We start from the raw sequence: 24,970 nt of genomic DNA, 5'->3' as shown, positions 1-24,970 counted from the left end.
AAAATAGGCTCACCATTGAAGCCTAACTTATCAATACTGTATGGACTACGCTTATAACGGTAAAACTACCGCATTCAATCCATCCAGCTTAGTTGTCGCGTAATCCGCCCCAAAGATTCCGGCTGCTTCAGCGAAATCAGTATCATTCACGAAATCCGGCTGCCAGAATGTCTTACGGTTATTTGCATAAAACGGACATAAATATAAGCGATGTTGATCTAAATCTAACCGCACTGTCGCCCCATATGCTGGACAACCACGTTTGACGAACTCACCATTATTATTGAAGACACCATTACCGATACTGTAAATAACTGGTGCATGACCAACATACTTGATTGGCTGTAAGATATGTGGACCCTGACCAATGATTAAGTCAGCCCCAGCCGTCACCAATTTTTCAGCGGTAGCCTGTTGGACCGGCATAATCGCCTCATGAAAATCATTTCCCCAATGGGCGCTCACAATAATTTTAGCAGTGGGATGCTGCTGCCGATAAGCTTGAACATCTTCCCATACCAAGGTATCTAAGCAATTAACCCCGGCACTAGCCGACTTCGCATAAAAATCAAATAAATTGTAAGCGGGATTACGATACCAATAGCCATTGAATAGCGCGATTTTTTGACCTTGATAGTTAAATTCAACAAAGTGGCGACTATCCGTCTGATCACGTCCAGCCCCAATTGTCTCAATGCCAGCCTGATGGAACGCTTGAATGGTTTCCGTTAAAGCCGTCGCCCCCGCATCTTTAGCGTGATTGTTACCTAACATAGCTAGGTTAAAATGGCGTCTTGTTAATTCTTTCAATGTCGGTTCAGTTTTGGCATCCAAGACGAACGGTTTGATTCCTGTCAAAGCATGTGGATTTTCCGCAAAGACTGCTTCAAAGTTGCAGACATTATAGGCTGAACGATCAAAGAATCGGCCCAACTTTTCAAAAGAGTATCCGTAACCGTACTTTTGCAATGCATCATCGATTTTATTTCGTTTACGAGCTCGGGTATACATCTCACCAAAATACGTATCACTGAGTAGATTAATAATCGGTTGCTTCAAAGTAACCGTTGTCTTTGGTGGCATTATGGCCGTTGCTGACAAGCCACCATCAACTAATTGTTCCATCTTAGCATCAATGTAGCTAATATGCGGCGCATTAATAAAAGCACTGAAACGCTTGCCGTGTTGGTCATTAAAGAAAATTAAGCCATTGGTTTCTTTGGGACCGAAGAAGACTGAGCCATACGCTTTCCCGGTCTTTAATAACTGGGAGCGTTTCTGATAGCCTAACCGCTGATTCGTTAAATTTGCTCGTTGTAAACTTAGCAAACTAAAGAATTCATTAGGTAACTTGATATAGGCCGCGCCAATCTTTTCCAAATCACTTAAATAAGTTCGCTGTTCTGAGCGTGTTGGTCGGCCAGTAATATTTACTAACGCCTGTTTTGACAATTCTAATTGCGTCGCTTTTTTTCGTAACCCTTGAACCGCCGCTTGATTGCCGCCAAAAATCGACTCTGCCAGATTAATGATGACATCAGGTGCAGGCACCACAATGGCAACGCTTAGTAGTTCCAAAGCCGTATGCGTATCACCAACTGTCAGTCCAACCTTATTAACACTGCGATCGTTAGCTAAGTCTTGAGTAATTTTCACAAGATCAGTTAATCTGATTTTACTGTAAGTTAACCGTTCTAAGCATTCCAAGATCACCAGTAGTCGACCGACACCATTGCGCGTGTATGCGGTCGGCCGCGGATAAATATCAGAAATGGCAAGCCGATCCGCCTGTGTTGCAAAGTAGTCCGCTTTAGTAACCATTTGACGACTAATGCGATTAATATTAGAATTCCGACTCGACCCTTTAATGAAAATGAGCGTATCACTTGTCACTCGTTGGGTTAAGGCCTTAACTAAAGCGTCAACCGACGTAAAGTGCCCGCCGTATCGTTGCGGTTCAAAATCAGTGGCAATCTGATCAATCTCAGGACCAAACGTGTAAACAGCCTCAAACTGACTATGATTAAAGGTCGTTACTAATTGCTGATAGACTTGGTGTGCTTGCTTTCCCAAATTAATAATCCGACCAACAATAAAAATTTTCTTAGTTGTCGCCGGTGCACAGTAGGCTTGTGCATAATTGATAAAGTTCTGCATCGACAGTAGCTCAGCGTTGTGCGTATCATCCACAATCGTCACTTGATGCTGATTGATCGTCATTGTTTTGGTATTCTTGGCGGCCTTAACCCGACAGATGCTATCAAATGCCGCTAACGACTTGGCATCTATATCGCCGACTAATAGTTGATAGGTCGCTAAAGCGCCAATGACATTACTAATTAAGCCTCGATCAAAACCATTAACGGACATCGATGCGACTAAATGGCCCTGATGGCATACAGTTAAAACACCTGCCGCCGTCACTTGACCGATAAAGTCACAGGTTGAACTGAATCCATACGTCACGACATGCTGTGTATATCGATCCGCACCCTTTAAAACATCGTCAAGATTTGCAATATCACCATTGACTAAAAAAGGTTTTCCCGGCTTCAGCCCATAAGCAATTCGCGTCTTGAAATCAGCCATTTGATGCTCATCAATGCCTCTTTGACCAACACCGACTTGTGTCAAAATTGCTAAGTCCAGTTTGACATCTTCAACGATACCAACTTTCTTTTGACCATACCACAGGGATGCTAAGGCAATCTCCAAGACATTATATGCCGCATGATGATTGTTCAAGACTGAAATCCGTGATGAAGTCCGTGAATTATGATTTAGCGGTGTCTTATTGACAGTCGTCTTAAGCGCTAACAATGACGCCACCAATTCTTTCATGGTACTTTTACCAACCGTACCCGTAATCCCAATATTATGACTGGGATTATCGGCATTAATTAACTTAAATAAAGTGACCATCGCGGCATACGGATCTTCAACTTGTAGTTGTGGGACCTGCGCATCGACGGGATGTTGCACAATCGCCATTTTTAGAAACCGCTGTAGTTGTTTTACCTTAGGATGCGAGTCCGCAAAAGTTCGGGCGTAGATACCATGATTACCGGTGCCCCGTTGCCAAGTTGGCAAGTCCATCGCAAACCACAAATTAGCATGGTCCTCATGCACTAATTCACCTGAATAAACCGCATAGTGTTCGATCAACTCATGATCATCGGCCGGTGCTACAACCCATTTTCCATCTAAAACATCCGCAATCTCGTGCATACTTAAGTATTTATTCTGATTGGTCATTGTTCCAAACGCCCCCATTTTTTCTACCAAGCTGGTCACCCAGTTAGCATGGCTAATCCTATTTATATACTGCAATTATAATGGCATTAGCATCATTTTTAAACTGATTGCAATCGTTAATTATTAGCCCCGGAAAGCGGTTATTTGTATCTGACTCAATAAGTTATTTTGCTTAATTCATTACTTGAAATTTTGATAGTGACTTATTAAAAAGTAGTTCAAAATTGACCTGACTCCCCATTTAATCAATAAAGATTCAAAAAAACACATTCGATACTGAGCGAAACAATTGACACGCATATATATTCAATATATGTTGGACGTATATTGAAAGAAGGGGTATTAATGAAATCTGTCAAAGCAAGAAAAGTCGGTAGTTCGACAGTTTTAACCGTACCTAAAGAAATCAAAGCCCTATATACTGATTACGATGTTTTTGCCGGAACTGACGGCGCAATTGTCTACCTACCCAAACTAAGAATCCATTTACTGATGCCAAGTTTATTGAAACTCATCGGCATGCCTTATCCGACCAAGATTTTTTAGAAACTGAGTTATTAGATAATGAATTCTAAAGTCGTCCATGTCCTTAAGCCAGTTCAACGAGAGATTGTTTGGATAGATTTCCAGCCCTCACAGGCAAATGAATTACGTGGCCGCCACCCCGCCGTCGGTCTCAGTACAGCTGGATTTTCTGAATTAACTGGACAAGTAGCAGTGTCACCAATCACACACGCGACTCATAATCACTTAAAAACAATGTTCATTCCAATTAATAACAATCCCAAAATCAATGGTTTCGTTAATCCGCTACAATTCCATACATTTAGTATTATTGGTCGCCATATCGAAAGTACCGGTACGCTTCTAGATATTGAAGCTTTTGCACGCGTTATCCGCATACATCAACAATTGCTTAATATCTATTAGCCCGATAGTTGTTCGCTTTGGCACTAAAAAAGTTCCCACCAAATTTAATTGGTGAGAACTTTTTTGTACCCTGAAACTCTATTGACGCCGTTTCCGTTCTGCAAGGCCTAAAACTCCTAACAAACTACTGAAAGCTAACAACAAACTCCCAGCAAGTGTCGGCGTTGTCGTTGAGGTTTCATCAGTTTGCGGTAACGTCTTAGCGCCAGCTTTGGTCGTGGCTGTGGCCGTAGTCGACTTAACTGGCTTAGTCGCTAACTTAACAGGACTCACTGTCATAGTTGCGTTTTGAACCGTTTCAGTCGTTGCCTTAGTCTCGCTGGCCGTTACCACTTTAACAGCCAGTCTAGCTGGCTGATCAGTTGGCTGCGGTGCTAATCGCAACGTATTACCAACCCAAGTGGCAGTAGTATCCGCTTTAACGACTGGCATCACACTGACATTAGGCTTAGTGCTAGTTGGCTTGGTCGGCTTAATCACTACAGTGGCAGTACCATTAGTCGCTGGCTTTGTCACTGGTTTCGTTGTCGTTGGCGCATCAGTCTGACCAGTTGGCGCTGTCGCCGTAACGGTCACGGTTGTTTGGGCCTGTTGCGTTTGACCAGTAGCATCAACAAAGCTATACGCCACCACATAAGTCCCGGCAGTCATCGTTGCCGTGGTAGCGACTGGCTGACCATTCTTAGTGACCGTGACCATCAAGCTATTAGGGTTAATCGTACTGCCATCCGTATTCACTGCACTTAAGATCGCACTAACTGGTTGCCAAGTCGTGCCAGCTGTGACAGCCACAGTTGGCATTACGGTCAATACCGCTTGATTAGCCACAACGGCAATTGTTTGACTAGCCGTCGTCACAACCCCTAATTGATTCGTGAACTGATACGTGACAACATAAGTCCCAGCTTGTTTCGTATCAACACCACTGACGGGTTGACCAGCTTTAGTCACCTTAATAGCGACCTGATCAGCTGCAACTGGTGTCCCATCAACGTCAGTCACCCTTGCCAGATTGGCAGTTGGTGTCCAAGTTGAGCCGGCAACAATCGTCGTATTAGGCGTTAAGCTAATCGCTGCTTGGTTAACAGCCACCGTTACCGTTTGACTTTGCGTTGTTAACTGACCTTGTTGATTGGTAAAGCTGTACGTCACAACGTAAGTCCCAGCTTTACTTGTATCAACACTCGTCACGGATTGACCGTCCTTAGTAACGTTGACTGTCACTTGACCGGCATCAACCGAGCTACCATCTGTATTTGTCACTTTAGCCAAATTTTCAGTAGGCGTCCAAGTTGAACCGGCTGGAATAGCCGTTTGATCAGTTAAGGTAATGGCTGCCTGATTAGCATTAACGGTCACAGTCTGTGTCTGGCTAGTCACCTGGCCTTGTTGGTTCGTAAATTGATAGGTAACCTCGTAAGTACCCGCCTGTTGCATATCGATATCACTGACTGCCTGACCGTTTTGAGTGACCTGATAAGTCACTTTGGCAGTAGCATCGCTGCCATCAACATCGGTTGCCGCCGTTAAGTTAGTCATTGGCGTCCAAGTATCACCGACAACAAAACTAGTCTTGTCAGCCAAGTGAATGGCATCACTGGCCGCAACGATAGTCACTTTAATCGTTGTTGACTTCGTTTGCCCGTTCACATCTTTAAAGCTGTACGTTACTTGATACGTGCCCGGCGTTGAGGTATCAAGCGCGGGCACAGTTGTCCCAGCTGCCGTCTTAATCGTTGTGACGACTTGAGCGGTGACATCCGTATCTGCCGAATTGGTAGCGTTGATTAAGCTGCGACTCGGTTCCCAAGTTGTGTCACCTACATACAAAGTGGCATCGTTCGCTTGTACCGTCCCAGTCAAAGCTTTGACCGTCACCGTCGAACTCGTCGTCAAGTTCTGTCCATGACCATCATTGAAGACTGAAGTGATGACATAGTCGCCACTCACATTAGGATCAATACCCGTCACCGGTTGACCATCACGAGTATAGGTCGTCGTCACCACACTAGCATCCGCCGGTGTGCCATCTGCATTGGTTGCGGTTACCGCACTAGCTTGGTACGTGTCACCAACATATAGCGTTTGATCCGCACCAGTTGTAATCGCCCCGGCGGTTGGTTTAATGGTGACTGTTGACTGACCCGTTTGGACCTGGCCATTTTGGTCGGTAAAACTCGTGGTGATAGTATACGTCCCAGTATGAGTAGGAGCAACCGTAGCAACTGGCTGTCCATCTTTCGTTATCATCGTCGTCAATTTATTAGCTGGGACCTTGTTACCATCAGCATAAGTTGCAGAAACGGTATTAGGTGTATAGGTATCACCCTGATACAAGGTTTGACTGGCCCCGGCATCGACCGCACTCGTGTTGTCCACGATGGTTACTTGTGAGGCACCACTTTGAATGTGGCCGTTTTGATCAGTAAACTGAGTCGTAACGGTATACAAACCCGGCTTAGTCGTATCAATTGTCGCCACGGTTTGCTTCGTTGCATTATCGGTAATTGCGGTCGTTAACTTGTCCGCCGCAACTGAAGTGCCATCTGCATAGGTCGCCGTAACGGCACTTGGGGTATAAGTGTTGCCCGTGTAAAGCTTTTGATCAGTGCCTGGTTTTACAGCACCACTATTATCTACAATGGTGACCGTTGAAGCACCACTTTGTACTTTACCGTTTTGATCAGTAAAACTAGTTGTCACAGTGTACGTCCCAGCTTGAGTCATATCAACCGCTGACACTGGTTCATTGGTGGCATTTTTAATCGTCGTCGTTAACTGATCAGGTGCGACGGCCGACCCATCCGCATATTTTGCAACAACTGGACTTGGGCTATAGGTATTACCGGTGTATAGCGTTTGATTAGCTCCTGGCTTAACGGCACCACGATTATCCACGACAGCGACCGTTGATGTCCCACTTTGTGTTTTGCCATTTTTGTCAGTGAAAGTGGTTGTAACGATATAATTGCCAGCTTTCTTCGTGTCAATCGCTGCCATTGAATCACCAGTTGTCGCATCGACAATCGTTGTGGTTAGCTGATTAGTTGCAACCGCGGTTCCATCGGCATACGTTGCTGAAGTGGCACTTGGCGTATAGTCATCACCAGTATAAAGAATCTGACTAGCACCAGTTTGTACGGCACCAGTATTGCTAACAATGGTAACGGTTGACGTCCCACTTTGTACCGCACCGCTTTTATCCTTAAAGCTAGTCGTCACAGTGTACGTCCCAGCTTGGGTCGTATCAATCGACGACACGGGTTCATTAGCCGCATTCTTAATCGTTGTAGTTAAATCACTTGGCGCTACGGTAGACCCATCTGCATATTTCGCAACAACCTCGTTTGGCGTATAGTCATTGCCAGTGTAAAGTGTCTGGTTAGTGCCTGGTTGAATGGCACCGCGACTGTCCACGATGGTGACCGTAGACGTCCCACTTTGTACCGCACCGCTTTTATCCGTAAAGCTAGTGGTAATCGTATAGTGACCAGCTTTATTCGTATCAATTGCGGCCACAAGCGTATTAGTTACTGTATCGGTAATCGTGGTCGTGATATCTTTAGTTGCCACTGCCAGGCCATCTGCATATTTCGCTGAAGCCGAACTTGGGACATAAGCATCGCCAGTGTATAGCTTTTGGCCATTCCCTGGGGTCACCGCACCGCTATTATCCACGACGGTCACTTTTGAGGAACCACTTTGTGTTTGACCATTTTGATCAACAAAACTAGTCGTGACAATATAGGTCCCTGCCTTGGTCGTTTCAATCGCTGAAACCGGCTGATCAGTCGTGACGTTCTTAATCGTGGTCGTTAACTCAGTCGTGACCTTAGACCCATCAGCGTTAACCGCACTCACCGGACTAGGAACATACGGATTCCCAGTATAGAGGGTCTGGTCAGCACCGGTATTAATTGCGGCCGTCCCATCTTTGACCGTTACTGTTACGACTTTAGACCACGGTTTTCCTTGGGTATCTGTAAACTGATAATTTACGATATAAATCCCTGGTTTAGTCGTATCAAGACTCGTCACGGCCGTCTCGGTGGCTTGGTCAGTAATCGTATACGTGACCCCGCTAGTCGTATTAACCCCGGTGCCATCGGGTTCAGTGGCCACTAATCCAGTATCTGGCTGCCAAGGATCAGTCGTATATAGCACCGTATCCGTCGCCGTTAAGCCAGCTTGGTTCGCCGCCACGGTTAACGCCGTCGTTGCCGTTTGGGGATTGCCTTGCGAATCATCAAAAGCATAGGTCACCGTATAGGCACCTGGATTGCTTAAAACATCCGTTTCGGTCACGGCTTGATGGTCAGCGTTCGTGTAGGTCACGGTTAAATCAGTAGCTTGTAACGGTGTGCCGTCAACGTTGGTGGCACTAACAAAGTTCGTCGCAGGATTCCAATCATTTCCGACAATGACTGTATTTGTTGGGCGCACTTTCAAACTAACATTATTAGCAACAACTGTCACAGTAGTCGTTCCAGTAACTGGATTGTCCAATGCATCGTTAAAACTATAGTTGACCACATAAGTCCCCGCAACCGTATTATCAGTCAAATTAATGCTATCGACAGCAGTTGTGGTGCCATCAGCGTTTTGCTTTGTAATAGTAACCGCAATGCCACTTTGATCAGCATCCGCTGCATATGGTTGTGTATTGCCATAATAATCAGTTGCTTTAATAATAGCCGTTTCTGGGTCCCAACTAGCATCGTCTTTAGGATTAACAGTTAGTGAAACAGTTGGCTTAACACTTAAACTGGCTTCATTTATCCGTGGTTCCCAAGTATACTTATCTGCCACCGGAGTTGCAGTTGAATCATACGCAGTCATCAGATCATTAGATGTTCCAGATGATTGACCAGCACTATTAACCCAGTTACCTGTGTAGAACAGACTATTTGGCACGGCATATAAGCTAACATTACCAGTTGAATTCGTTAATAAGGTTTTAGCACCTACATTCAACGTACTCAACATATTGTTTCCAGACAGCATCTTGTCAATATTAGTACCGTCAGTCATCACGAAATGATCAAGTTTTAAGTCTTCCAAGTAGTTTGCACCCGCAAACATTGACGACATATTGGTCACCTTGTCTGTATTCCAGGTGGCAAGATCAAAACTATTAGGCATCGTCGCTTCGGCAAACATCGATGCCATAGTTGTCACGTTGCCTATGTTAAAACTATTTATACCCGTAATACCATTCACGCGTGCATCTTGAAACATACTAGTCATGTTAGTGACCAATCCAGTTGAGAACGTAGATAAATCGGTACCATCTAAGCTAGCGTCGCCACCAAACATAAATGACATATTGGTCGCAGCAGGTGTTTTAAAGCCAGCAAGATTTAACGTTACAAGATTAGGATTATCCGCAAATGCGTAGCTCATATCAGTCGTGACATCGTTAGTCCAACCAGTGCCTAAAGTCACAGTGGTTAGCTTAATATTTCCTTTAATAAAATTGTTCATTGTTTGAAGCTTTGTTGTCACAAAGCTAGAAAGATCTAACGATGTTAAAGCTTGAGTCGATGTAAACATCGAGTTCATGTTAGTCACCTGACTAGTATCAAAGTTAGATAAATCTAAACTAGTTAAGTTGTAAGTCTGATTGAACATGTACTGCATATTTGTTACTTTACTAGTATTAAACTTTGAGACGTCAATGGCCGTCACATGGCTAACTGCCGCAAACATATTTTGCATATCAGTGACATTTTGTGTGTGGAAATTTGAAACATCCAACGACTTGATTCCAGTATCGTAATCAAACATATCAGCCATGTTAGTTACATTATCGGTAACAAAATGGGATACATCTATTACCGGTACTTTAGTATCATGATAAAACATGTGTTGCATAGTTTGAACATGGCTTGTATCAAAATTAGAAACATCAAGACTTGTCACATTACCGAGACCAGCAAACATATATGCCATCCCTGGAACTAGTTGCCCCGCAGCAGCATTAATAGTACCAACTGCGCTCGTATTAAAATTGGAAACATTTAGGCTAGTTAAAGCAGTATCCCCATTAAACATATAATTCATATTTGTAACTTTTTTTGTATTCCATGTATCAACCGCTATTGCAGTTAGAGCAGCATCCCCATTAAACATATATTGCATATCTTGCACGTTACTTGTATCCCAATTGGTAGTTCCAAGTGCCCCTAAAGAAGTCAGGGACGTATCACCAGAGAACATGTAAGCCATTCCGGGTAAACTTAACGCTACCGAACTATCAATCGCGGCTGTCCCAACTTTACCTGTATTCCAGTTTGAAACGTCAATTGTAGTTAATCCCTTATCACCGCTGAACAATTGGTTCATATTCGTGACATTAGTAGTATCCCAGCCAGAAACATCCAAAGTTGTTAAGCTACTATCGTTAGTAAACGCATAGGCCATATCCGTTACTTGGCTAGTCTTCCAATTGGAAACATCCAAGGTCGCTAGGGCACTATTATTATAAAACGCATAGGCCATGTCAGTCATTTTACTGGTATCCCATTTAGAAACATCTAATGTGGTTAACGCCGCATCACCCCAAAACATATTAGCAATATCGGTAACATTACCTGTCTTCCAACCAGAAACATCCAAAGTTGTTAGTGCTACCGTATTATTAAACATATCATCCATTCTTGTAACTTTGCTGGTATCCCAATTAGTAACATTGACACTTGTCAATGCTTTATCGCCACGAAACATCCATTGCATGTTAGTCGTCGCACTAGTATCCAAATTTTCTGCATTTACAACGGTAGTCAAATTAGCCAAGTTATAAAATAAACCTGACGAATCGGTCGCGGCTTTTACTGGACCATCAAAAACAACCGACTTCACTTGAGAGGCATTTTTTGCCCAAGGACTAGTGGAAATACCATCACCAATATTAAAGCCCGTGTCATCCAAGCCACCACCATTACCGGTAATCGTCAAGACACCATCACTGTCTAAAACCCAAGTTGCACCAGCATTAAATTTCCCACTGGCAACCGTTGTGGCTGCGGTAACTGCGGCACTTCGCAACAAACTAGCCCGATCGGTTAACGTCCCACCTAAAGCTAAATTAGCCGCAACCGGCATCGCCAGGCGTGACATCATTAGATTAGCGCCCAATAACTGATTACTTGAGTTTTCAGTCAAATCGTCAGTTGTTGATTGAACATTAGTTAGTTCATTAGTATTCGTGTCTTTCGCACTTTGATCAGTTGGCGTCTTAGAATCATCAGTGTCAGTTGGTTGCTGACCGCTATTAGTCGGTGTATTCGTATCATCCGAGTTACTTGTCTCAGATACACTATTGCTCGACTCACTTGATGAACTGCTACTAGTCGAAGAGCCGGCTGACATGCTTGATGAACTTGTGGTTGAACGACCTGCATTTTGCCCAGTTTGGTCGTCAGCGGCACTATTTTCAGTTAGTTGTGTACTACTTGTTTGGGTCGCTTTCGTCGTGGCAGTCGCATTCCCATCATCAGTCCTATCACTCGTTAATGAGTCCTTGCTACTTGAACTGTCCGAACTTGAAGACGAGCTACTCATTGAGTGCTGTTGACGATTACTTGAACTGCTTGAACTCAAGACGACCGCTGATTGACTCAACTGTGATGCGGACGTTGTGCTGCTCGTATCAGCTTCCGAGTTACTGCTCTCATCAGTATTAGCTTGTGCAGACGGACTACTCAGTTGCCAGGTCAAAACGGCGATCCCCGCAAACAACCAGAAGCGCCCCTTTTTATACATTTTATAATGAACTTTTGGTGATGTTACTGAAGTTACTCGTTGTGTATGACGCATGCTAAAATCCCCTTTAAACGGGTAGTCCTCAACGCTGAGCAATCGGGCTATTCGATTATTTTTTATTATTAAAATATTAATTTTTAGTTTATAAATTTAGTATAGTCCGTTAATTTGATTAATTCAATTTGTAAATCATTGTAAATCGCGTCGTTGAGCCATTCGTCAGTGGTTTCTTCAAATATATAGCGGTAATCAAGTGGTTACTACAATTAAGTCCTTCACCAATTTATTGTGGCTAATTATAACTGCTAGCTATACCATTTTTATTAATTTACGACAATAATCATTTAAGAACTAACTAAATTAGCATTAGTTAATATTTATTGACATTACCATTTTTAATACACCTACTTTCTGATCAATCACCAATTTTAATAGTTAACACGCTTAAATAAATGTATTACAATTTTTGATTAATCTATGACACAAAAAAACGAGTGATCACCCACTTAAGAAGGGTCACTCGTTTAAACTTTTAAATGCTAATGTTCCCGCCGTTTCCGACCAAAGAACGCGGTTAACGAACTCAGGCCTAATAGTAGTAATCCTAATCCAGTTGCACTGGCTGCTGTTTGATCACTAGTTTGTGGTAATGACGTGGTTACAACTGGCTTAGCGGCTGCCTTAGATTTAGTTGGCGCCAAGCTAATCTTAGCCGCTTGAACCGTTGTCGTGGTTGCCAGCTTGACTGGCTGAGTCGCTACTGGGCTGGCATCACTAACGACTGACTTCGACGTGGTTATCACCGGCTTAGCGGCAATCTTAGCCCCTTGCCAAGTCGTTGTGGTCCTGCCCTTAGTTGCAGTCTGGGCTGACTTAGCAACAGTTGGTTGATCAGGCTTGGTTGGTGTAACCGCAATATGATCCGCCGCGGCATCAGTTGTTGGTTTATCGGGTCCGGTTACCGTCTGACCACCATTATCTGGGGTCGCGGCTGGTTCCGTCGTTGGCGTTGTATTCGCCGCTTTAACGGTTACAGTAACTGTCTTAGTAACCACATTGTGATACGCATCCGTGTAGCGATAGGTCACTTGGACCTGACCAGGTTTGTCTAGATCAACTTTATCCGCACCAATGACTTGAACTTGGCTGAAGGCAACGGTTTTCCCGGTCGCATCGGTCGCACTGATGAAGCTATCACTTGGCTGCCAAGTGCCGTTTTGCGTCACGGTCATATCTTTAGCATTAACGGTTGCCTTAGTTTTAATCACTGTTAGGGTAACGGTCTTAGTTGCATTGTTACCATAGCTATCCGTATACTGGTACGTTACTTGGTACTGACCAGGTTTGGTTAAATCGACCTTATCCGCACCAAGCACCTTAACTTGACTAAAATCAACGGACTGACCATCAGCACTAGTGGCACTCACAAAGCTATCACTTGGTTGCCAAGCTGCGTTTTGAATAATCGTCATGTTTTTAGCATCAACTGCCGCTTGCGTTTTAAGCACCGTCAACGTCACCGTCTTCGTCGCAAGATTCTGATAAGCGTCCGTATATTGATACGTCACTTGAACTTGTCCAGGAACCTGCGTGTTAACCTGATCTGCACCCAGCACCGTGACCTGCTTGAAGTCAACCGGCTGCCCAGTCGCATCGGTCGCACTAACGAAGCTATCAGCTGGTTGCCAACTTTGACCTTGTGTTAACGTCATAGCTTTCGCATCAATGCCGACTTGACTCGCAATTACGGTAATCGTCACCGTTTGACTAGCGGGATTACCGTTAACATCTTGATAACGATAAGTAACCGCATACGTCGCACCCACTTTACTCGTATCAACAGCCTGGTCACCAGTAACCGTTACCCGACTGAAATCAACGGCGCGACCCGTGGCATCTGTCGCCGCTTTGAAGTTATCACTCGCTCGCCATGGTTGACCTTGAATGACCGTCATATCGTTAGCCTTGACTGAAACTTTGGTTGCCAACACCGTAATCGTCGCAACACCACTGTAAAAGTCACCATTTTGGTAGGTCACTTGATAAGTCCCCGGCGTCGTTGTGTCGACTGTACCGGTAACCTTCAAATCACCAACGTTTAAAGCCTGGCCAGCGTCATCAGTCGCACTAATCAAATTATCTTTAGCATGCCAGATATTGGTTAGCGTCTGAACCAAAGTTGTATCTTTGATGGCTAAGCTGGACTTATTCATTAACCACGTATAGGTATCCGCAACGCCAGTGCCATCCGCTGAATACAGTGCCATCAATTCTGGCGACGTAAATGTTTGTCCTTCCGTGTTAATCCAACGACCTAGATACGTCGCATTAGTTGGCACGGCTGGCAATGAAACGTTAAGCGTATCGTTTTGTAACACCGCACCTTTACCAAGGGTTAGCGTTTGTAGTGCCGTATCAGTGTCAAAGATTAGAGCTAAGTTATCTGCGGAACGCATATTAAAGTTCGCTAGATTTAGCATCTTCAAGTTAATATCGCCATAGAACAGCCATTTCATCCCAGTGAGACTACTGGTATCCCATTTACTTAAATCTAAGTCAGTCATACTGTAATTATTCGCAAACATCCCCGCAATATCGGTTAAGTTGGCGGTATTCCAATTGCTGACATTGACACCCTTTAACTTAGTGTCCCAATAAAACATGAACCGTGCACTTTGTAACTTACTCGTATCCCACTTGGAAACATTCGCGGTTTCGAGATTATCCATACTATAGAAGAGATTCCGCGCAGAAACCAAATTGCTCGTATTCCAATCGTCAACCGCCACGGTCTTAAGACCACTGTCATAGATAAACATTTGCGTCGCATCTTGTAAGCTACTAGTATCCCACTTGCTGACATCAAGATTAGTGGCACTTAAATTACTCATAAACATACTATTAGTATCTTGCAACTTGCCGGTTTGCCAATTAGAGACATCCAGTGTTGAAAGCTTTTTACAGCCAGCAAACATTGAGTTGGCATTCGTTACATTTCCCAACTGCCACTGACTTGAATCTAGACCGTCTAAAACATAGTCATTCATAAACATGGCCCCAGCATCGTTTAAACTACCTAGGTTCCACTTAGACGACTCTAAAGTCTTCAAATTCCAACAATCTAAAAACATGTTGCCCGTATCCGTCACACTGGATAATTTCCAGCCAGTGACGTCCAGATTAACTAAGTTATGCACTTCATCGAACATATTATCTGCTTTGATCACATGGCTCACATCCCAACCACTTAGATCGAGATTAATTAGGCTATCATCACTATCAAACATTGTGCTCATATTTGTCACACTGTGCGTATCCCAATTGTTGATTTTCAAATCAGCTAAGTTAGTATTTTCATTAAACATAAACATGAAGGACGTGACTTTACTCGTGTCCCAAGCATTCAAATCCAAGCTGGTCAGGGCACTACAGCCAGTAAGCATGCTTTCCATATCAGTGACATTGCTTGTATCCCAATGACCGATGTCTAACTTTGTTAATGCCCTGCACCCAGCAAAAGTGCCATCCATAGTCGTGACCTGACTGGTATCCCAATTACCAACTGCTAAATCAGTCACCGCCCAGTCACCACCAAACAAGAGGAAAAACGACGTCACTTTACTCGTATCCCAGCCACTAACATCAATTGTCTTCAGGCTACTTGTTCCGTTGAACATCTGATCCATCTTCGTCACATTACCGGTCCGCCAACCACTAACATCCAAAGTGGTTAGCTTCCCATCACGATAAAACATTGAATCCATATTAGTGACATTGCTGGTATCCCAACCGGCATCGTTAACGGTCGTTAGTGCTGAACAATAGTAGAATGCATCCCCAAAACCAGTGACATGACTCATATCCCAGTTGTCCATATTGACGCTGACTAGATTGGTATCATACCAAAACATACTGCCAATTGAGGTCAAGGCGCTAGTCTGCCAGGTATGTAAATCTAGACTAACTAAATGATTATCCTTCATGAACATATTGCTCATTGAAGTCGTTTGGCTAACATCCAACTGATCTGGATTCGTAATCGTCGTTAAATTTGGCAAATAATTAAAGAGGCCATTCGCATTCACCGGCGCCTTAACGGGGCCATCAAACGTAATCAATTTGATATCACTGCTATATTGTTCCCAAGTATTCTTAGTTGGGGCTAGCTCCCCAGCACTAATATGCAAGGTGCCCGCGCTATCAATCTGCCACGTACAGGTTCCCGATGTACCATTCGCAATATCGGCTGGAATGGCGGCGGCCCGCATTAATAAGGCCCGTTTGTTCAAGACTTGTTGCTCATTAGCGGTTACACCCAGTGGCATTGCAACTTTACTAGTTCCAAACAAAGCAGTCGTTAAACTAGCAGTCGGCAAATCAGTGGTCGGGACGTTAACTTGGGTCGTGGTCACTAGCTTATTAACCGCTACCGTTTGCGTGGTTGGCGTATTCGTCGGTTGAGCGCCCGTCGTGACTGGCGGATTGACCTCGTTAGTCTTGGGGGTCACAACTGGCTTGGGCTCAGGAACAGCTACTTTATCCGAATCAGCAGTGATTGATTTTTGATTCTGCTTATCGGCACTATTATCGTTAGTTGCTGTCTTGTCGGGAATAGTCTTGACCGTTGAATCTGACTGACTGGCATCGGCCTTAGACCCGTCGCTAGTTTGACTAGCATCAGTTTCAGCAGTTACGTGCTCATCTTCATAAGTCGTTGTTGCTGTCACCTGACTATCAGTTGAGGTAGCTGGCGCTTTAGGCGTTGTCACCTCACTATCCGAGGTTACTTTATCTGGCTGTGTTGTGGCTGACTTATCTGAATTACCGGTACTAGATTCATCGGAACTAGGTGTCTCAGTCGGCTTAACACTGCTATCAGTCGTGGCTTGGGGCTGTAAAGTAACCGTTTTGTCAGCGACCGATGTCTTAGTCGTCGTGGCCGAACTGTCAGCGCTTTCAGTTGTTCCCGTAGTCGCTGCTTGTACCGGCATGCCATTGCCTTGCCATGCCGTCAACACTAATACGCCGGCAAATAACCAGAAACGGCCTTTTTTATACATCTTATAGTGTAGATTTTGATTCGTTAAGAAACGCTGTTGTTTATTTATACGCATCATGCAGACCCCTTTTTAGACGCACTGTCATCAGTTTCCCATTAAGTGATGGCCCTTATAACTAATTACATTAATATTATTTATTCATTAATAGTATATGCCCTCAATCTATAATGTTCAATACAAATTACGGTTATAAGCGCTGCTGTATCAACGTTTGCGACCGTTACGACTTAAATACACTACCGGTAATTGTGAGGTCAAAATACGCGGCATCATGGCTGACTGTACCTTTAGGTATTAATTTTAATTATAAATATTCTTATCATTGACCAGTTGTCAGTGTTTGAAACTAAAAATAACCGAAAAAACGATAACGATTAATTATAATGAAAAGTGATCGCGATCAGAGCGCTTAGCTAGCCATTTGTTTGACCCGCTTAACTAATTTAAACCGGTTATATTGCCATAATTATTTTAAATTATTGCTATTTTATAGTAAGTTTACCTATCTTATTCCAAATTAATTCCCGCACACTGGTTAAAAAAAGCCGTTACACTAAGCAATCACTTAGCGTAACGACGATTATTTTTTAACTCACCCAATGACTAGTCTTTAATAATTTGACTTTCGATCCCCGTATCAACGATCGTTTCGATTCGATCTAACAAGATCAATAACCAACCGAATGCCAGCGCAAACGCCACCATTTCAAACGCGGTTAACGAGAAGTAACCAATTCCCTGATAGAGAATTTCTGCCACCACTAAAGCCACCCCAATTCCATAGGATAGGTAGAGAAAGTCTTTGGTAATTTGTGGTAATAACCACCGTATCCCTACAATCAAGCCGATAATCAGATAAACCAAGAACATGGCAAACTGATCGTGCAGCCAGTGTGACGAGACGTTATTGGGGAAGACTCCCACGAGCCCTAGGTCAATCGCCGTCATCGTCAGGAGTCCTCGTAAGACGAATAAACGTCGTGATTGTGGGTATGCCGCTTGTAAACTAACGAATAAGTAATCGACCAAAGCAATCATGAGCAACGCCGAAAAAATCAATGTAGTGTTAAATTGCCAGCCACTGGACGCATGACTAGTCCCTAAAAAGCTGAGGTTATGTTGCCACCAATACCGTTCATTATTGACCGCCATTGAAATCACCACGCCACTAATGATGACTACAGTTAACACCGTTGATAAGACGTTCACATCCATCGCCTGGGCAAAATAGACCATCGCTAAATTACTAAACAGACTGAACACAAAGACAATAATACTAGCCGTCAAGTAATCAAAGCTGGCCCCTCGAAACAGCATGCCCAACAGCCACATGCTCCCAATCAAAAACAGTGCTAAAATCAGCGCAAAAGACAGCACGATGACCGGAAAGTTACGCCAATAAACATTCTTCACAAAATGATTATGCGGATTCTTGCGGTCTCCAATCAGGAACCCCGCAAATAAGATGGTTCCCATAATCGTGCCTAAAATAATGATCCCGGTCGCTAACGAATTGTCGCCAGACAACTTTACATACCGCGTCTTCTGCCAAATGCAATAGGCACTATAACTCATACTAGCCACTAGCGCCAATAATAGTGGCCATAAGATTGCCCATCGTTGTAGCAAGTTGCGCCGTGACTCTTCAATCTGAACCACTAGTCGTCCCCGCTTAACAACTAGTTTAGCCGTTGTTTGGTCTTGCAGCTTAAGCTGCTCTCCAACCTCAGCCGGAATTTTTAACTGAAAATCTGGTTTTTCCATGTGTTCCTCCGCCATCTAAACTCAATTAGATTAATTATAGCAAAAGCCACACGATAATAATGGATTTCTACCATTAATTATTGTTAGTGCTAGTTAAAAGCGTACCCTTGGTGCTAGTTGGATTAAGCTGTCACTCTGGTTGGCCCGGAATCGGCTGGAACACGGTGGCCACATTTGGAAGCCAAGTGCGGTCCTCCACAAGCCGGGGGTATCTAAGCCGGAAAATCACCGGGCTAGGAAAGCCTGAACATCTACAATATCGCATCGACAATGGTTGGTCACGACGAATCGATAAAGAAAATCGACTAGTTTACTACATTATTCAAGAAATCTTGTTTATTGCACACTGTCGGTTTCACTATGATAAATAGCAAGTATTATTTATTTGCAATCTCAATTTAACAACAAATCGCTTAGACTGAACTTACGTCCAATCTAAGCGATTCGTTTTAGTTACACTTTATTCTAAACAGCAATTATTGTTAACAAGACGAATAAGTTTAAACACCAGCAACCCATTTATCGTTAGCGTTAACTCGTTAGCTTTATTGAAACTTTGAAACTTCAATCGCCACTTTTTGACCGATCCGCTTTTGCAACGCTGCTTTCACCGTCGCGACAGTTCCGGTGAAGATCATATTGATTTCACGGCGCGACTCTAAACCAAATTTAACGATGACACGTTTTTTCTGATTCAATGCGGGAATCGCCGCAATTTGAATGCCGGTAATCTTGTCAAAGGCAATGGTTCGCCGGAACCAGGCCCCTGGTAACACCAAGTTTTTGGCGGCCAAGCCACCCGTTCCCATCATAATATTAATCATCATAAATAAGGACCAGAATAATAAGTCGGCGAAGTCCGTCAAGCCACCATAAGCACTCCAGATTAGTAATAGCGCCGCCACCACGATTTGCCCCCAGCGGTACTTCGAGCGCAATTCCAGTTGCGATTCTATCACCACGTTACGCAAAACCAAATAGGCTAATAATAAATTTAATAGTAGCATGCTTATTTCACCTCATTTCACTTATTCTTACCTTATCTATTCTATCAGTCCTGCACCAATAAGTAACCCTAGAGGTTCGCTTGCAACCCATCACTTACTAAGTCAGTTTTGCAAAATTTTCCGTTGTTCTGTTTGCGCTTAAAATATCCACTTGTCTTAACCGTGCTTAACCTATTGATAGACATGCCATGATTTGCTTGATTAATTTTAAAAAAATAAAAAACGGAGACTTCGCATAAATGCGTATCTGTACAGATGTAGTGAGCAAAACTCACGAATATTTTATATTTATGGAGGAATTTATTTTGAAAAGCGTTAAACAGTTGTGTTTAGGATTAATATTGGTGATGCTGAGTGTTCTTTTGATTGGTTGTCAGACGAGCGACACCACCACTGACTCAAACGATGACTCGGCAACTGAATCTGTTTCGCACACAACCGATAAAGATGATGAGGAGGATAAAGATTCGAATAGTATCGACGAAGACGAGGATGAAGATAAAGATTCAAGCAGTGCCGATGAAAATTCTGACAGTGAATCCGAATCATCAGATACTGCTACTAGTGATTCAGAATCAGACACTAGTTCTGCAAGTAGGGTTACCCAAGCAAGTTCAAGTTCGGCAGCGTCCAGTTCCAGTGTCACTGCCACATCTTCAGCAACTAGCAGCACTACCACGCAGACCCACCCAACAACCACAGGGGTCCCTGATAATAAAGTGTCCACTGCCGGTGATTCACGGGTTTGGGGCGATTCACGTACCATGCTCTATTACATGCCAGCCCAAAATTACCGTGGTTACCGTCCCCGCAATGCCGTGCCATTCGCTGATGAAGCTGCGGCACAGGCCGCTGGTTATCAACAATCACCACGCCGACCTCGGTATTAATCGTAAGCTAATTAATCTCTGACAAACTAACCGCGCTATGACTGCATTTTGACGCAATCATAGCGCGGTTTTTATAAAATCATCCTATTTTCAAACTAATTAATCTATGTTCACACGTCTTCTCAATAAATTCAAATGTCCAACCGATCTAATTCATCCATCATCGCTCGGCGTCGACCATAACGTTCACGCCAGTCAGCAATCACTTGCACCACGACCGATTTTCCTTGTGGGTAGCGTAGCATCCGTCTTAAAATTGCCACTAGTTGCTGATAATACTTGCGACCGCCTGTTTTTTCGGCCATTGCTTGCAGTGTGACGACATACTTAGTCAATAACGCTTTAGCAAATTTTGGTTTTAACAATTTTTCATAAGTTTGGACACTCTCTAAGCCATCATCTGCTAAAACGGCGGTCAACAATGGTTGCAGGAGTCGTTCATCAGCTAGGATTGGTTTAATATCAACATATTCTTTTATCGCTGACAAAAGCTTTTCCCGCTCAACCGGCCACTGATTGTCAGAAAATAATCGCTTATAGTCATGGTAAAGCCCCATATCAACCGATGTATCAGTCGTCAGTAACGACCATAAGGCTTGTTGGTAATCTGCTGGTCGTTTTAATTGGTGGAATAGGTCCTTTAACTGAACACTAAACTGGCGTCTGATGATTCCATTGGCCTGCTGCTTACCAGCTTTTAATAACTGAATTGCCCGATCAAAATCATATTGCTGTATACAACGATCAATAATATACTGGCGTACTCGACTATATTGACTGTTTTCTTGAAAAAATTGGTCAATTTCAGCATTCGGTCGTTTTAACGCGACTAAAGTTTGAACATGATACAAGGCCCACTTTTCAGCGGTCAAACTACTTACCCAATCATCGTCAATCTTTTTTGCCTGTTTCAGTTTTTCGGCCGTCCAGGTCAGTTTGGTTGCCATAAATTCCGATTCTTTAAAGTTATCAAAGAGTAGGTCTTCGATCACCTCTTCAAGTAAGGCCATTTTTTCAGTTAACTGACTACGCAACCAATCAAACAATTGCCGTTTTGCAGGTAAATTTGCTTGTTCCAAAATTTGTTGCCAAACATCGCTACAATTGTCCATTAGCATCATTAACTCACCATCAGAGTCATCAATCTCAAGTTGGGCAAGCTTGATCATGATTTCTTCAAGCAACGTACTTGGTAGGTCAACTTGTTCAGGACTAATCAAGTCGGCAATATCAGTCGTCATGAAATCAGTCAGATCGACTTCAAAATCACTAGCCGATTCATAGTCAATAAAACCATAACGATCCATATAAGCGTTGAATATATCGTCGATTTGTTGCCGATAATCGCCTAAATCAGTCGTCATCTTTTGACCTAATGTGGCTTTAAACCGCAAGACTAAACGATTATCAGCTTGTAATAACGTTGTCAAAAAGGTACGCACTTGCTGGTCATCTGCTTGGGCCACTAAGTCATTAATATCAGCGGCTGCCACTGCTGGCGTAGTCGGTGTTTCATCTAACATAAATAAAACAGCAGCCATGTGTTTACAATATTCACCCTCTGCCGCATAAGGGCAGTCACAATCTGCATCTACTAACTGATCATCTTGCACTGTCAATGTCACTCGATATCTTTCAGTTCCGAGAACATTGGCCTGAATTTGTCCTTTAGTTGTGACAAAGTTAGTGACTAACCCACGCTGGTAGTAATCCAAACCACGATCTAAAATCTGTGGCGCAAATAAGCCTTCCCAATCCATTTGCTGCAACTCCTTTTAAATATTTATACCTATCATAACAAATTAATTTATGGAATCGTTTTATTTTTGATAAAAGAACTAAAAACTTCACCGATTCAGGCTATTTGCACTTGATAATTATCAAGTCTTTTCAACAACAAACCGACTAAACTAAGTCTTGTGATTAGCTAGCTCACAATTAATAAGTAACTTTAGTTTATTCAGTCACTGAACAGTGCTAAGCTAATCGAAAATAAACGCAACCAATCGAAGGAGTGCCTGTAAAATGCCATTAATGCGAATTGATATGTTCCGCGGTCGCAGCAAAACTGAAATTAAGACTATTTTAGATATTGCCTACAAAGTTGCCACGGAAGAATTACACTTATTGCTCCGTGATCGTTACCAGATTGTCACTCAACATGATCCGGAAGAAATGATTATTGAAGATGTTGGCTTAGGCTTTGAACGGACTGAAAAGTTCCTAATGTTCAGTTTAACTTCTAGTCCCCGCGCAGAAGCCGATAAGCGGCGTTTTTACGCACACTTGGTAAAAGCACTCCAAGTTGGTTGGTGCCGACGTCGATCCTGCCGATGTAATGATTAATCTTGTCAGCAATACGAAAGCTGATTGGAGCTTTGGCAATGGTGAAGCGCAATTCATGAACGGCAAATTAGATTGACAAAAAATCCGGTATCCTTTTAAACAAGGTCATACCGGATTTTCATTTGTCACAAATTTAGTTAATCATTAGCATGGACATCAAAAGCCTGCAGTAACATGTCCTTAACACCCGCCGCATCCGGATCATGCTGTCCCTTATTCTGATCTAATGCCCGCATTTCAGCCATCTCATCAGCGGTCAATTCAAAGTCAAAAATATCCAGATTACTCTTAATTCGACTGGCATGAACCGACTTGGGGAAGACGATAATCCCACTTTGGTTTTCAAAACGTAAGATCACTTGACCCACATCTTTACCATACTTTTGGGCTAGCTTAACCACGACAGGATCAGTCAATAAAGCCTGATTGCCTTGACCCAAGGGCGCCCACGCTTCTAGTTTAACGCCAGCGGGAGTAATCAAATCCCGTAACGCCCGTTGTTGGAAGTAAGGATTAAATTCCACTTGGTTCACGGCCGGCAACGTTTCAAATTGCGGTACGAATTGTTGCCAAATTTTAGGCGTCATATTGGAGACCCCGATTGACCGAATTTTACCCGCTTTTTGCGCGGCTTCCATTGCTCGCCAAGCCCCAGGCACATCGCCATAAGGTTGGTGAATCAAGTAGAGATCCATATAATCCAAGCCTAACTGCTGTAAGGAAACGTCAATCGCTTTTGTAGCGGCTTCAAAACCAAAGTCTTGTAGCCATAACTTACTGGTTACCCAAATTTGTTCACGCGGAATCCCACTATCACGAACGGCCCGGCCGACTTCAGCCTCGTTAAAGTAAGCTACGGCGGTATCGATATGTCGATACCCGACCGCTAACGCTGCTTTAACCGCCGCATACGTCGACCCGTCATTTGGGATCTGGAACGTACCGAAACCAATCGCTGGAATTTCATGACCATCATTTAATTTAATTGTCGGTGTTGTCATCATTAATGTCCTCGCTTATTCATGTAACTTTTTCAAACTAGCGCCAAAGATCTGTTCAATGGTGACCGGATCACGGTGGTCAAAGAATTGGCTCACCCCTTGATCTAAGCTTGCCATCGTCTGCATCTCAGCGTCACTTAACTCAAAGTCAAACACAGCCATGTTTTCAACCATGCGACTGCGATGAACCGACTTGGGAATAACGGTAATCCCGCGTTGTAATAACCACCGTAGGATAACTTGCCCATTCGACTTACCATGAGCCTGTGCAATTTTAGCAATGGTTGCATTCGTAAAGAGCCCTTGTTTGCCTTCTGCAAATGGGGCCCAAGCTTCCACCCGAACTTGTTCATGCTGATTGAATTGCACTTCTTTAGGCTGTTGATACCAAGGGTTAACTTCGATTTGGTTCAAGGCTGGTTGGACCGTCATCGTTAATTCTAGATTTTTTAATTGATCCGCATAGAAGTTCGAGACGCCGATCGCCCGAATCTTGCCAGCGTGGTAGGCTTCTTCCAAAGCACGCCAAGCCCCCATCGTGTCACCATAGGGTTGGTGTAGCAAGTAGAGGTCCATATAATCCAAGCCTAACCGTTGTAGTGACTCATCGATCCCTTGCTTCGCCCGTTCATAGGTGAATTCAGAGACCCAGAGTTTCGACGTAATAAATAAGTCTTTACGGTCAATTCCGCTCTTTTGAATGGCCCGCCCGACTGCGGCTTCGTTTTGATACGCGGTCGCGGTATCGATTAATCGATAACCGGCTGCCAAGGCATCACTGACGGCCGCTTCACATTCGGCTAAATCTGGCACTTGAAAGACCCCAAAGCCCAGTTGGGGCATCTCAACGCCGTTATTTAAAGTTACTGTTGGAATAGTTGTCATCATTTTAAGTCCTCACTTTTTTCTGAATAAAGCTAGTTTAGACCCGGACTGCGAATTTGAAAATTACT

Annotated in this window: 14 protein-coding genes; 6 read left to right on the top strand and 8 right to left on the bottom strand. The window is 43.5% G+C overall.

Annotation, left to right across the window (positions count from 1 at the left end):
• Positions 1–51: 51 nt before the first annotated feature.
• Positions 52–3,255: a CapA family protein gene (locus FFM80_RS04765; protein ID WP_171001038.1), complete on the bottom strand. Its 3,204-nt coding sequence runs from the start codon at positions 3,253–3,255 to the stop codon at positions 52–54.
• A 345-nt stretch (positions 3,256–3,600) separates the two neighbouring features.
• On the opposite strand from FFM80_RS04765, the gene FFM80_RS04760 reads away from it, so the two are divergent.
• Entirely contained in the window at positions 3,601–3,801 is a 201-nt protein-coding gene (locus FFM80_RS04760; protein WP_223877296.1) for a hypothetical protein, read from the top strand.
• 18 nt (positions 3,802–3,819) lie between these two features.
• The gene (locus tag FFM80_RS04755; protein WP_137639756.1) at positions 3,820–4,185 is read left to right on the top strand and encodes a type II toxin-antitoxin system PemK/MazF family toxin; all 366 of its coding nucleotides are present in this window, start codon (positions 3,820–3,822) and stop codon (positions 4,183–4,185) included.
• Positions 4,186–4,263: 78 nt separating this feature from the next.
• Here FFM80_RS04755 and FFM80_RS04750 read toward each other — a convergent pair whose 3' ends face one another.
• From FFM80_RS04750 to FFM80_RS04740, 3 genes are all read right to left on the bottom strand, one after another.
• Positions 4,264–12,003, bottom strand: coding sequence for a BspA family leucine-rich repeat surface protein (locus FFM80_RS04750; protein WP_137639755.1), 7,740 nt, complete (start codon positions 12,001–12,003; stop codon positions 4,264–4,266).
• Positions 12,004–12,488: 485 nt separating this feature from the next.
• The gene (locus tag FFM80_RS04745) at positions 12,489–17,063 is read right to left on the bottom strand and encodes a BspA family leucine-rich repeat surface protein (RefSeq protein WP_171001037.1); all 4,575 of its coding nucleotides are present in this window, start codon (positions 17,061–17,063) and stop codon (positions 12,489–12,491) included.
• 549 nt (positions 17,064–17,612) lie between these two features.
• On the bottom strand, positions 17,613–18,773 hold the full coding sequence (locus tag FFM80_RS04740; protein ID WP_137639753.1) for a DUF998 domain-containing protein: 1,161 nt from the start codon (positions 18,771–18,773) through the stop codon (positions 17,613–17,615).
• A gap of 86 nt (positions 18,774–18,859) precedes the next feature.
• Here FFM80_RS04740 and FFM80_RS04735 point away from each other — a divergent pair, with 86 nt between their 5' ends.
• Positions 18,860–19,144 (top strand): type II toxin-antitoxin system YoeB family toxin, encoded by a 285-nt coding sequence (locus FFM80_RS04735; RefSeq protein ID WP_307722452.1) that lies wholly within the window; start codon positions 18,860–18,862, stop codon positions 19,142–19,144.
• Positions 19,145–19,318: 174 nt separating this feature from the next.
• Here FFM80_RS04735 and FFM80_RS04730 read toward each other — a convergent pair whose 3' ends face one another.
• Positions 19,319–19,780 (bottom strand): hypothetical protein, encoded by a 462-nt coding sequence (locus tag FFM80_RS04730; protein WP_137639751.1) that lies wholly within the window; start codon positions 19,778–19,780, stop codon positions 19,319–19,321.
• A 305-nt stretch (positions 19,781–20,085) separates the two neighbouring features.
• On the opposite strand from FFM80_RS04730, the gene FFM80_RS04725 reads away from it, so the two are divergent.
• Complete coding sequence (locus FFM80_RS04725; RefSeq protein WP_137639750.1) at positions 20,086–20,670, top strand: hypothetical protein; 585 nt, start codon at positions 20,086–20,088, stop codon at positions 20,668–20,670.
• 131 nt (positions 20,671–20,801) lie between these two features.
• Here FFM80_RS04725 and FFM80_RS04720 read toward each other — a convergent pair whose 3' ends face one another.
• Positions 20,802–22,430, bottom strand: a complete 1,629-nt coding sequence (locus FFM80_RS04720; RefSeq protein WP_137639749.1) for an SWIM zinc finger family protein — start codon at positions 22,428–22,430, stop codon at positions 20,802–20,804.
• A gap of 265 nt (positions 22,431–22,695) precedes the next feature.
• On the opposite strand from FFM80_RS04720, the gene FFM80_RS04715 reads away from it, so the two are divergent.
• Entirely contained in the window at positions 22,696–23,016 is a 321-nt protein-coding gene (locus FFM80_RS04715) for a tautomerase family protein (protein ID WP_263390481.1), read from the top strand.
• Positions 23,009–23,092, top strand: a complete 84-nt coding sequence (locus FFM80_RS14800; protein WP_379853064.1) for a hypothetical protein — start codon at positions 23,009–23,011, stop codon at positions 23,090–23,092. Before FFM80_RS04715 ends, FFM80_RS14800 begins: the two co-directional genes overlap by 8 nt.
• Before the next feature lie 61 nt (positions 23,093–23,153).
• On the opposite strand, the gene FFM80_RS04710 is transcribed toward FFM80_RS14800, so the two are convergent.
• Both FFM80_RS04710 and FFM80_RS04705 read right to left on the bottom strand, forming a co-directional pair.
• Positions 23,154–24,020 (bottom strand): aldo/keto reductase, encoded by an 867-nt coding sequence (locus FFM80_RS04710; protein WP_137639748.1) that lies wholly within the window; start codon positions 24,018–24,020, stop codon positions 23,154–23,156.
• 12 nt (positions 24,021–24,032) lie between these two features.
• Complete coding sequence (locus tag FFM80_RS04705) at positions 24,033–24,902, bottom strand: aldo/keto reductase (protein WP_137639773.1); 870 nt, start codon at positions 24,900–24,902, stop codon at positions 24,033–24,035.
• Positions 24,903–24,970: the final 68 nt, after the last annotated feature.

The organism is Lactiplantibacillus dongliensis, assembly GCF_005405105.1.
In the GTDB taxonomy this organism is placed as follows: Bacteria; Bacillota; Bacilli; order Lactobacillales; family Lactobacillaceae; genus Lactiplantibacillus; species Lactiplantibacillus dongliensis.
This window is presented reverse-complemented; position numbering and strand designations above follow the sequence as displayed.

Coding starts and splice junctions, on each gene's coding strand:
- FFM80_RS04705 (WP_137639773.1), bottom strand. CDS start 24,902: ATGACAACTATTCCAACAGTAACTTTAAATAACGGCGTTGAGATGCCC.
- FFM80_RS04720 (WP_137639749.1), bottom strand. CDS start 22,430: ATGGATTGGGAAGGCTTATTTGCGCCACAGATTTTAGATCGTGGTTTG.
- FFM80_RS04740 (WP_137639753.1), bottom strand. CDS start 18,773: ATGGAAAAACCAGATTTTCAGTTAAAAATTCCGGCTGAGGTTGGAGAG.
- FFM80_RS04745 (WP_171001037.1), bottom strand. CDS start 17,063: ATGCGTATAAATAAACAACAGCGTTTCTTAACGAATCAAAATCTACAC.
- FFM80_RS04730 (WP_137639751.1), bottom strand. CDS start 19,780: ATGCTACTATTAAATTTATTATTAGCCTATTTGGTTTTGCGTAACGTG.
- FFM80_RS04760 (WP_223877296.1), top strand. CDS start 3,601: ATGAAATCTGTCAAAGCAAGAAAAGTCGGTAGTTCGACAGTTTTAACC.
- FFM80_RS04750 (WP_137639755.1), bottom strand. CDS start 12,003: ATGCGTCATACACAACGAGTAACTTCAGTAACATCACCAAAAGTTCAT.
- FFM80_RS04710 (WP_137639748.1), bottom strand. CDS start 24,020: ATGATGACAACACCGACAATTAAATTAAATGATGGTCATGAAATTCCA.
- FFM80_RS04715 (WP_263390481.1), top strand. CDS start 22,696: ATGCCATTAATGCGAATTGATATGTTCCGCGGTCGCAGCAAAACTGAA.
- FFM80_RS04755 (WP_137639756.1), top strand. CDS start 3,820: ATGAATTCTAAAGTCGTCCATGTCCTTAAGCCAGTTCAACGAGAGATT.
- FFM80_RS14800 (WP_379853064.1), top strand. CDS start 23,009: ATGATTAATCTTGTCAGCAATACGAAAGCTGATTGGAGCTTTGGCAAT.
- FFM80_RS04765 (WP_171001038.1), bottom strand. CDS start 3,255: ATGACCAATCAGAATAAATACTTAAGTATGCACGAGATTGCGGATGTT.